The organism is Streptomyces sp. YS-3, assembly GCF_045257485.1.
Classification (GTDB): Bacteria; Actinomycetota; Actinomycetes; order Streptomycetales; family Streptomycetaceae; genus Streptomyces.
Genome location: NZ_JBJHPC010000283.1, coordinates 1 through 9,169, shown reverse-complemented (window position 1 = coordinate 9,169; position 9,169 = coordinate 1). Strand labels below are relative to the sequence as shown.

Annotated in this window: 5 protein-coding genes; 3 read left to right on the top strand and 2 right to left on the bottom strand. The window is 71.8% G+C overall.

The window, feature by feature from the left end; all coding sequences use genetic code 11:
• Window positions 1-1,015, top strand: a 1,015-nt coding sequence (locus ACJA3G_RS21980) for a hypothetical protein (protein WP_406554734.1), incomplete at its 5' end; no start/stop codon positions are given.
• A 19-nt stretch (window positions 1,016-1,034) separates the two neighbouring features.
• Here the strand turns inward: ACJA3G_RS21980 and ACJA3G_RS21975 are convergent.
• A complete protein-coding gene (locus ACJA3G_RS21975; RefSeq protein ID WP_406554733.1) occupies window positions 1,035-2,225 on the bottom strand; it encodes a serine hydrolase domain-containing protein in 1,191 nt (396 codons plus the stop codon).
• 428 nt (window positions 2,226-2,653) lie between these two features.
• On the opposite strand from ACJA3G_RS21975, the gene ACJA3G_RS21970 reads away from it, so the two are divergent.
• Window positions 2,654-5,980, top strand: coding sequence for a S8 family serine peptidase (locus tag ACJA3G_RS21970; RefSeq protein ID WP_406554732.1), 3,327 nt, complete (start codon window positions 2,654-2,656; stop codon window positions 5,978-5,980).
• Window positions 5,981-6,061: 81 nt separating this feature from the next.
• Here the strand turns inward: ACJA3G_RS21970 and ACJA3G_RS21965 are convergent, their stop codons facing one another.
• Complete coding sequence (locus ACJA3G_RS21965) at window positions 6,062-7,552, bottom strand: M28 family peptidase (protein ID WP_406554731.1); 1,491 nt, start codon at window positions 7,550-7,552, stop codon at window positions 6,062-6,064.
• 269 nt (window positions 7,553-7,821) lie between these two features.
• On the opposite strand from ACJA3G_RS21965, the gene ACJA3G_RS21960 reads away from it, so the two are divergent.
• Window positions 7,822-8,850, top strand: a complete 1,029-nt coding sequence (locus tag ACJA3G_RS21960; RefSeq protein ID WP_406554730.1) for an aspartate-semialdehyde dehydrogenase — start codon at window positions 7,822-7,824, stop codon at window positions 8,848-8,850.
• The last annotated feature ends 319 nt before the right edge of the window (window positions 8,851-9,169 follow it).

The window sequence follows — 9,169 nt, the reverse complement described above, 5'->3', positions numbered from 1 at the left end:
CCTCACCGAGGTGCAGCGCCGCGTCTACTCCGCCGCCCAGTTGCGCGCCCACGGCGTCCCGGCCGCCACCGCCGCCGCCCAGTGCCGCCCCGGCGGCCCCTGGCAGCAACTGCTGCCCGGCGTCTACGTGTTGCACCCCGGACCGCCCACCGGGGAGGAGCGGCTGCACGCGGCCCTGCTCTACGCGGGGCGCCCGGCCCCCGAACGCGCCAGGGCGGTCCCCGCCCAGGGCCAGGCGCACGCCGCGCCCGTCGACGCGGTCGTCACCGGTCTCGCCGCGCTCGCCCTGCACCGCTTCTCCTCCGCTCCCCCGCTGCTCTCCCTCGACCGGATCGACGTCCTGGTGCCGCGCACCCGGCGGCTGCGCTCGACCGGCTGGGTGCGGCTGGTGCGGACGCCGGTGATGCCGGTGCCGGAGCCGGTGGACGGGGTGCCGGTGGCGCCGGTGCCGAGGGCGCTGGCGGACGCGGTGGACGAGCTCACCGACGCCCAGGCGGTACGCCGGCTGCTCACCGAGGCCGTACGCGGCGGCCACTGCGAACCGGCGGCCCTGGTACGGGAGTTGACACGGGCGCGGCTGCTGACGCGGGCGCATGTGGTGGACGCGGTGGACTCGCTGCTCGCCGAGGGCCGGGCCATCGCCGAGGGCCGCCTCTACGAGATGGTGCGCGCCCACGGTCTGCCCGACCCGCTGTGGAACGTGGACCTGCGGCTGCCGGGCGGGCCGCACATCGGGGGCGTGGACGCCTACTGGCCGGACCAGGCCGTCGCGGTGGAGCTCGACACCCGGGCGCCGCGCCAGGGCCGCCGGCGCGAGGAGGGGGCCGAGGACGACCTGTGGAGCGAGTACGCCCGCAAGCGCGAGACGCTGGAGCGGCTGGGGATCACCGTCGTCCACCTCACGCCGAGGAAGCTGCGCGAGTCGATGGAGCAGCAGGCGACGGTGGTCCGCACCGCCCTGATGGCGTCGACGGACCGGGAGCCCGCCGCGTATGTGGTGGTGCTCCCCCAGTGAACGGGGGAGCACCGCACGGTCACTTCATGGGCTTGGCCACCGGTGCCGTGCCGCAGAACTCCGCGCGTACGACCGCCGAGGCGTCGCCGGACCAGTCGTTGTTGAAGTTGAACGCCAGCGAGTGGCGCCCGTCCTTCGTCGTGACCGCCACCGACGTGGAGCCGTGGATGCCGCCGTCGTGGCCCCAGACCTCGGTGCCGCAGGGCAGCCGGGTCGTCATCAGACCAAGCCCGTAGCGGTTGTCCGGGGATTCGGGCCCCACCGGGACGGTGGTGGTCATCTCCTTCAGCTGGCGCGGCGGCAGCAGTGCGCCGGTGATCAGGGCCCGGTAGAAGCGGTTCAGATCGGCGGAGTCCGACACCATCTCACCGGCCGAGCCCCCCATCGAGGGGTTGAGCGCGGTCACGTCGTACGTCGTGCCGGTCGTCTTCTCGGACAGCTTGGAGTAGGCCCGGCCGCTGGGCCCGGGCATCCGGGCGTCGGTTCCGGGCAGCGAGGTGGAGCGCAGGCCGAGGGGGCGCAGGACGCGGCGTTCGATCTCGGTGGCGTAGGAGTGGCCGGTGGCCTTCTCGATCACCATGCCGGCCAGGATGAAGTTGGTGTTGGAGTAGTGCCAGGAGGTGCCCGGCTCGAAGTCCGGGGCGTGCCGCATCGCGATGTCCGTCAACTGCCGCGGGGTGTACGTGTCGTAGCGGTGGCGCAGGAAGTCCGTGCTGAAGACCCGCTGCCCGAAGGCCTCGTCCTCGGAGTAGTTGTGGATGCCGCTGGTGTGGTTGAGGAGCATGCGCAGGGTGATCTTCGTGCCGTCGTGGCCGTTGCCGCGGACCACGCCCGGCAGCCAGTGGTCCACCGTGTCGTCCAGGCTCAGCCTGCCCTCGGCCTCCAGCTGGAGGACCACGGTGGCCACGAACGACTTGGTGATCGAGCCGACCCGGTAGCGGTCCTCGGCGCGCCGCTCGCGGCCGGTGCGCAGATCGGCGACGCCCGCGTCCCCGTTCCAGACGCGCCCGCCGTCCTGGGCGGTCCCGACCACCCCCGGCACCCCGTCCCGCACGGCCGCGTCCATCGCCTGCCGGGTGGCCCGGTGGGACGGTTCGGACGCCGCGTCCCGCGCCGAGGCCGGGGCCACGCACACGGTCGCGGTGATCCCCGCGGCGACGGCCATCCCGAGGGCGGCGGTCCTGACTCTCCTGCCCGTACGTACCGGCATGCGCTCTCCTGGTGCCCGCGGCGCCCAGGGCGGCGCCGTCGGCGGACAGGACCCGGCCGCCGGCGGCGGAGTTGCCCGGCGGGACGGGGTTGAGCGGGTTTCGGCCGAATCCCGGGTCCCGTACGGAAGCCGGTGCCGTGCCCGGGGGCCGGTGCGCGGGGCCGTGCGCGCGGGAGCCGTGCGCTCAGGGCTCCTCGGCCGGTGCTCGACGGCCGCGGGCGGCAACCGTGCGACGGCGTGCCGTCACCGCGCCCGTGTCCGCGCGTGCTGGTTCGCCCCGGTTCACCCCGTCTCGGCCCCGATGGCGTATGGCGGGATCCCGCCATGTCCGATTCCGGGCTCGGTCAACTCTCCACAAACAACGGTCATATAGGAAATGCTCAGCGGTCATCCGGCACCGTATTCCGGACCCTTTCTGACCACTAGGGATGCAGATGACCTCCGAATCGCCGCGCGCCATACCCGGCGCTAGACGCACGGCCCGAATAGTGGCCGCGGCAGGCCTGGTGGCCGCGCTCATCACCGCGGGCGCGGCCCCCGTCTTCGCCGCGGAAACGGCCGATCCCACTCCCGCCCCGGTGAAGTCCACGCCGGCGAAGTCCCCGGCCGACAAGCTCGGCGCCGCCGACGAGCAGCGGCTCGCCGAGGCCCGGGCCACGGGCGAGAAGACCGTCACCGTGATGGTCGCCACCGCCCCCGGCGCCACCGGCGCCGTCTCGAACCAGCTCGACTCGGTGCCCGGCGCGACCGTCGGCAAGACCGACGACAAGCTCGGCTACGTCCGGGCCACCCTGCCGACCGGCACCGCCGAGTCCGCCCTGAAGGCCGCTGCCAAGCTGCCCTCCGTCCACGGGATCGACCTCAAGCAGGAGATCCAGCTGGACGACCCGACCCCGTCGGCCGACAGCGCCAAGGGCGCCGCCGCCCCGCGCCGGTCGCTCTCGGGCTCGTACCCGGCGCCGGGCAAGGACACGCCCGCGAAGAACCCGTACAACCCGTCCTTCGAGACGGGCGCGGTCGACTTCGTCAAGCAGCACCCCAAGGCCGACGGCCGCGGCATCACCATCGGCGTCCTGGACTCCGGCGTGGACCTGGGCCACCCGGCGCTCCAGAAGACCACCACCGGCGAGCGCAAGATCGTCGACTGGGTCACCGCGACCGACCCGGTCGCCGACGCCGACGGCACCTGGCGCCGGATGAACACCGCCGTCTCCGGACCGGAGTTCACCTACCAGGGCCGCACCTGGAAGGCCCCCGCGGGCAGCTACGACGTGAGCCTGTTCTCGGAGAAGGTCACCGCGGGCGGCGACGCCAAGGGTGACGTGAACCGCGACGGCGACACCACCGACACCTGGGGCGTGCTCTACGACCCGGTGGCCCAGACCGTGCGGGTGGACCTCAACAACAACGGTGACTTCACCGACGACGAGGCCATGAAGCCGTACAAGGACGGCTACCAGGTCGGCTACTTCGGTACGGACAACCCCGTCACCGACGTCGCCGAGCGGATGCCGTTCACCGTCGAGATCCGCAAGAACGTGAAGTACGACGCGGCCGGGCACACCTCCGACTACGTCAACATCGGCATCATCGAGTCCGAGCACGGCACCCACGTGGCCGGCATCACCGCCGCCAACGGGCTGTTCGGCGGCAAGATGAGCGGCGCCGCCCCCGGCGCCAAGATCGTCTCCTCGCGGGCCTGCAACTGGTCCGGCGGCTGCACCAACATCGCGCTGACCGAGGGCATGATCGACCTGGTCACCAACCGCCACGTCGACATCGTCAACATGTCGATCGGCGGACTGCCGGCGCTCAACGACGGCAGCAACGCGCGCGCGGAGCTCTACAAGCGCCTCATCGACACCTACGGCGTCCAGCTGGTCATCTCGGCCGGCAACGAGGGCCCGGGCGTCAACACCATCGGCGACCCCGGCCTGGCCGACCACGTCATCTCGGTCGGCGCGAGCATCTCGCAGCAGACCTGGGCCGCCAACTACGGCTCCAACGTGTCGAAGAAGTACGACATGATGCCGTTCTCCTCGCGCGGTCCGCGTGAGGACGGCGGCTTCACCCCGACGCTGTCGGCGCCGGGCGCCGCGATCAACACCACGCAGACGTGGCTGCCGGGCTCCCCGGTCAAGGAGTCGGGCTACTCGCTGCCGGCCGGCTACTCGATGCTCCAGGGCACCTCGATGGCCTCGCCGCAGGCGACGGGCGCCGCGGCCCTGCTGCTGTCGGCCGCCAGGCAGAAGCACCTGGACCTGGCCCCGGCCGACCTGCGCACCGCGCTGACGTCGACGGCCAAGCACATCAAGGGCGTTCAGGCGTACGCCGAGGGCGCGGGCCTGATCGACATCGTCGACGCCTGGGACGCGATCCAGGACGGTGCGACGGCCCACGAGTACACCGTCAAGGCGCCGGTGCGGACCGCGCTCGACTCCGCGCTGAAGACGCCGGGCTTCGGCACCGGCGTCTACGACCGCGAGGGCGGCCTCAAGACGGGCGAGAAGCGGACGTACGACGTCACCGTCACCCGCACCACGGGCCCGGACAAGGCCGTGAAGCACAAGTTGTCGTTCAGGAACAACGACGGCACCTTCAAGATCCTCGGCAAGGACCAGATCGCGCTGGAGCTGAACACGCCGGTCACCGTCAAGGTGCAGGCGCAGCCGAAGTCGGCGGGCGTGCACAGCGCCATCCTGGAGGTCGACGACAAGCGGACCGAGGGTGTGGACCAGCAGATCCTCGCCACCGTGATCGTCTCCAAGCCGCTGGCGCAGGCCGGGAACTCGGGGTACACCTTCACGGACTCGTCCTCGGTGCAGCGCAACAGCACCAAGTCGTACTTCGTGACCGTCCCGGCGGGCGCCAAGGCCCTTGAGGTCTCCATGGGCGCGCTGCGCTCGGGCAGCCAGACCCGGTTCATCGCGATCCACCCCTACGGTGTGCCGGTCGACGACACCGGGACGCCCAACTGCTACCCCAACTACGACAACCCGGCCAACACCTGCCGCCCCGACCTGCGCTCCTACGCGGACCCGCAGGCCGGTGTGTGGGAGATCGAGGTCGAGTCGCGCCGGACGTCGCCGTACCTCGACAACCCGTACAAGCTGGACGTGGCGGTGCTCGGTGCCGCCTTCGACCCGGCGGTGAAGACCGTGCCGGAGGCGAAGATCGGCGCCTCGGCCCCGGTCGAGTGGAAGGTCACCAACGGGTTCGCGGCCATCGACGGCAAGCTCAAGGGCGGCTCGCTCGGCTCCGCGAAGGTGGCCAGGCCGACCATCAAGGCCGGTGAGGTCCAGACGAGCACGCTGACCATCGGCGAGGGCGTGGAGCGCCTCGACGTCGCCATCGGCGGCGTCTCGGACACCGCGGCCGACCTGGACCTCGCGGTCCTCAAGGACGGCGTGCAGGTCGGCTCGTCCGCGGACGGCGACTCCGAGGAGGCCGTCAGCCTGCTGAAGCCGGCCGCCGGTACGTACACGATCCAGGTCGCGGGTTACGCGGTCCCGTCCGGTACGACCACGTACAACTACCGCGACGTGTACTACGCGCCGTCGCTCGGCACCGTCAAGGTCGACGAGTCGAAGGCGGTCAAGCTGGCCAACGGCGCCACGGCGACCGTCGGCGCGCAGGTCGTGGTGGCCGGCGCGGCTCCCGAGGGACGCCAGTTCTTCGGCGAGGTCAAGCTGGTGAACGCGCACGGCACGGCCGCGGGCACCGGCAGCGTCGTGATCGAGAAGGTCACGCCGTAACGGTTGAGTGAGCGGTGACGGGAGGGGCCCGGCGTTCGGGAAGAACGCCGGGCCCCTTCCTCTGTCCTCCCGGCCCGCGGCTCATCCCTTGAGGGAGCTCAGATCCTGGGCGTAGGTGCCGACCGCGTGGGCGATGACGTCGATGTTGAGGTCGAAGTACCTGCGGTCGATGTTCTTCAGGGTGTCACCGGCCGCGTGGTAGTCGGCGTCGTACGGCTTGCCCGCCGCGCCGCCCGCCCCGGCCGCCTGCTCCTCGGTCTTGAGGCCCTCGGCGCCGGTGAAGGTGCCGCCGGCCGGGATGCCCTGCTCGATGAACGGGCCGTAGTCGGAGCGGCCGTCGAAGTCGGTGCCCCAGTGCGGGACGCGCGCGGTGTCGAGGTAGCCGTTGATGAGCCGCTCGATCTGGGCGGAACCGGCCGGGCCCGCGCCCGCGCCGGTGCGGTCGGAGTCGTCGCCGTCGTAGACCAGCTCGGCCGGGTTGGGTGAGGCGATCATGTCGAAGTTCAGGTACAGCTTGATCTGCTGCTTCTGCGTCCGCGTCAGGGACTTGACGTAGTGCTCGGACCCCAGCAGGCCCAGCTCCTCGCCCGACCACCAGGCGAAGCGCACCTTGTTGGCGAGGGGCTTGGGGTGTTTGCGGGTCTGCTTGGTCTCCTCGGCGAGCCTGAGCGCCACCTCCAGGAGACCGGCCGAGCCGGAGCCGTTGTCGTTGATGCCGGGGCCGGCCTTCACCGAGTCCAGATGGCTGCCGAGGGCGACCACGTGGTCCGGGTCGCCGGTCCTGGTCTGCGCGACGACGTTGCGGGTCCTGTGGGCGACCGCCTCGGTGGCGACGTCCAGGGTGACGGTGACTTCTCCCCTGGCGACCTGGGCCGCCAGCGCCTCCCCGTCGGCGAGTGAGATGCCCACGGCCGGGATGTGCGCCTCGGCCGGGTCGCCGACGGTGCCGTGGACGGGGGCGTCACCGGAGTGGTTGTAGAGGATGATCCCCGCCGCGCCCGCCCGGGCCGCGACGGCCTCCTTCTGCTGGAAGGTGCAGCTGCCGCGCTTGACCAGGGCGATCCTGCCGGTGAAGGTGTCCGACGCGTAGTCGGCGGGTTCGCAGCCCGGGGTGGCGTCGACACGGGCCGCCTTGACCTGCGCGGTGAGACCGCCGGCCGGGGTCGCCCTGCTGAAGTCGAAGGCGGTGGTCTTCAGCTCGCGCGGCCCGGGCGCGCCGACGGTGAGCTTCTCGCGCAGGGTTTTCGACTCGTGGATGTCGAAGTCCTGGTACGCGACGTCGTACCCGGCCTTCTTGAGCTCGCCGTAGACGTACGCGGCCGACGCGTCGAAGCCGGGGGTGCCCGCGGCGCGGTTGCCGCCGTGGGCGTCGGCGATCCTCTGGAACTCCTCCAGATGGCGGTAGGCGCTCTCCCCCGACGTCCGCGCGACCAGCTTCCTGGCGAGCCGCTCGGCCTGCCGGTGCGGGTCCTTCCCCGCGTGCGGGTGGGCGGCGGCGGGACCGGCCGCGGCCAGGAGTACGGGGGCTGCGGCCAGGACCGCTATGACTCTGCTGCGGCGGGATGCGCGCACGGGGGCTCCTCCGGAATACGGTTTCCGATGATCGTTTATCGACCGGACGGCAGGACCGTAACCAGCGAAAGGGCCGTGCGGGCGTATTCCGGGGCGGATGCAACAGAGCCGCCATGAACTCGTCACAAGAGGGAAGGGGTCTCCCGCTGACACCGTCCGGGCCGTCCCACACCCCGGACAATGGATTGGACAAGTCCGCCGGGCGCCGACGCATGATGGAAGCGCCCGTGCCGTACATGCGCGTCCCCGCGCGTACCGAAGGAGTCACTGTGAGGGTCGGAATCGTCGGAGCCACCGGACAGGTCGGCGGAGTCATGCGGAGCATCCTCGCCGAGCGGAAGTTCCCGGTCGACGAGCTGCGCCTGTTCGCCTCCGCGCGGTCCGCGGGCTCCACCCTCACGTGGGAGGGCCGGGAGATCACCGTCGAGGACGCGTCCACGGCCGACTACACGGGCCTGGACATCGTGCTCTTCTCGGCGGGCGGGGCGACCTCGCGCGCGCTGGCGGAGAAGGTGGCCGGACAGGGCGCCGTCGTGATCGACAACTCCTCCGCCTGGCGGCGTGACCCCGAGGTGCCGCTGGTGGTGTCCGAGGTGAACCCCGAGGCGATCAAGAACCGCCCCAAGGGGATCATCGCCAACCCGAACTGCACCACGATGGCCGCGATGCCGGTGCTGCGCCCCCTCCACGAGGAGGCCGGGCTGACCGCGATGGTCGCCACCACTTACCAGGCGGTGTCGGGCTCGGGCCTCGCGGGCGTGGCGGAGCTGCACACGCAGGCGTGCGCGGTGGCCGAGACGGCGGACCAGCTGGCCTTCGACGGGGAGTCGGTGAGGTTCCCCGAGCCCGGTGTCTACAAGCGGCCGATCGCCTTCAACGTGCTGCCGCTGGCGGGGTCGATCGTGGACGACGGCTCGTTCGAGACGGACGAGGAGCAGAAGCTCCGCAACGAGTCCCGCAAGATCCTGGGCATCCCGGAGCTGAAGGTCTCCGGCACGTGCGTCCGGGTGCCGGTCTTCTCCGGGCACTCGCTCCAGGTGAACGCGCGCTTCGAGCGGCCGATCGGGGTGGAGCGGGCGTACGAGCTGCTCGGCTCGGCGCCCGGGGTGGAGCTCTCGGAGATTCCGACGCCGTTGCAGGCCGCGGGGAAGGACGCGTCGTATGTGGGGCGGATCCGGGTGGACGAGACCGTGGAGAACGGTCTCGCGCTGTTCCTGTCCAACGACAACCTTCGTAAGGGGGCGGCGTTGAACGCGGTGCAGATTGCGGAGCTGGTGGGGGAGGAATTGCGGGGGTAGCCCCCACCCCGCCCCTTCCCTAAACCCTCCGGGGGCCGGGAGGGGGCGGGGCCGCCTCTTGCTCGCGCAGTTCCCCGCGCCCCTTGGGTCCGCTGTCATCTGCAGGCCGTGCTGGGTTGCTCGCGCAGTTCCCCGCGCCCCTAGGGCCGCTCTCACCTGCGGGCCGGTGGGGGCTGGTCGCGCAGTTCCCCGCGCCCCTGGGTCCGCTCTCACCTGCGGGCCGGTGGTGGGCCGGTCGCGCAGTTCCCCGCGCCCCTTGGGTCCGCTGTCATCTGCAGGCCGTGCTGGGTTGCTCGCGCAGTTCCCCGCGCCCCTGGGG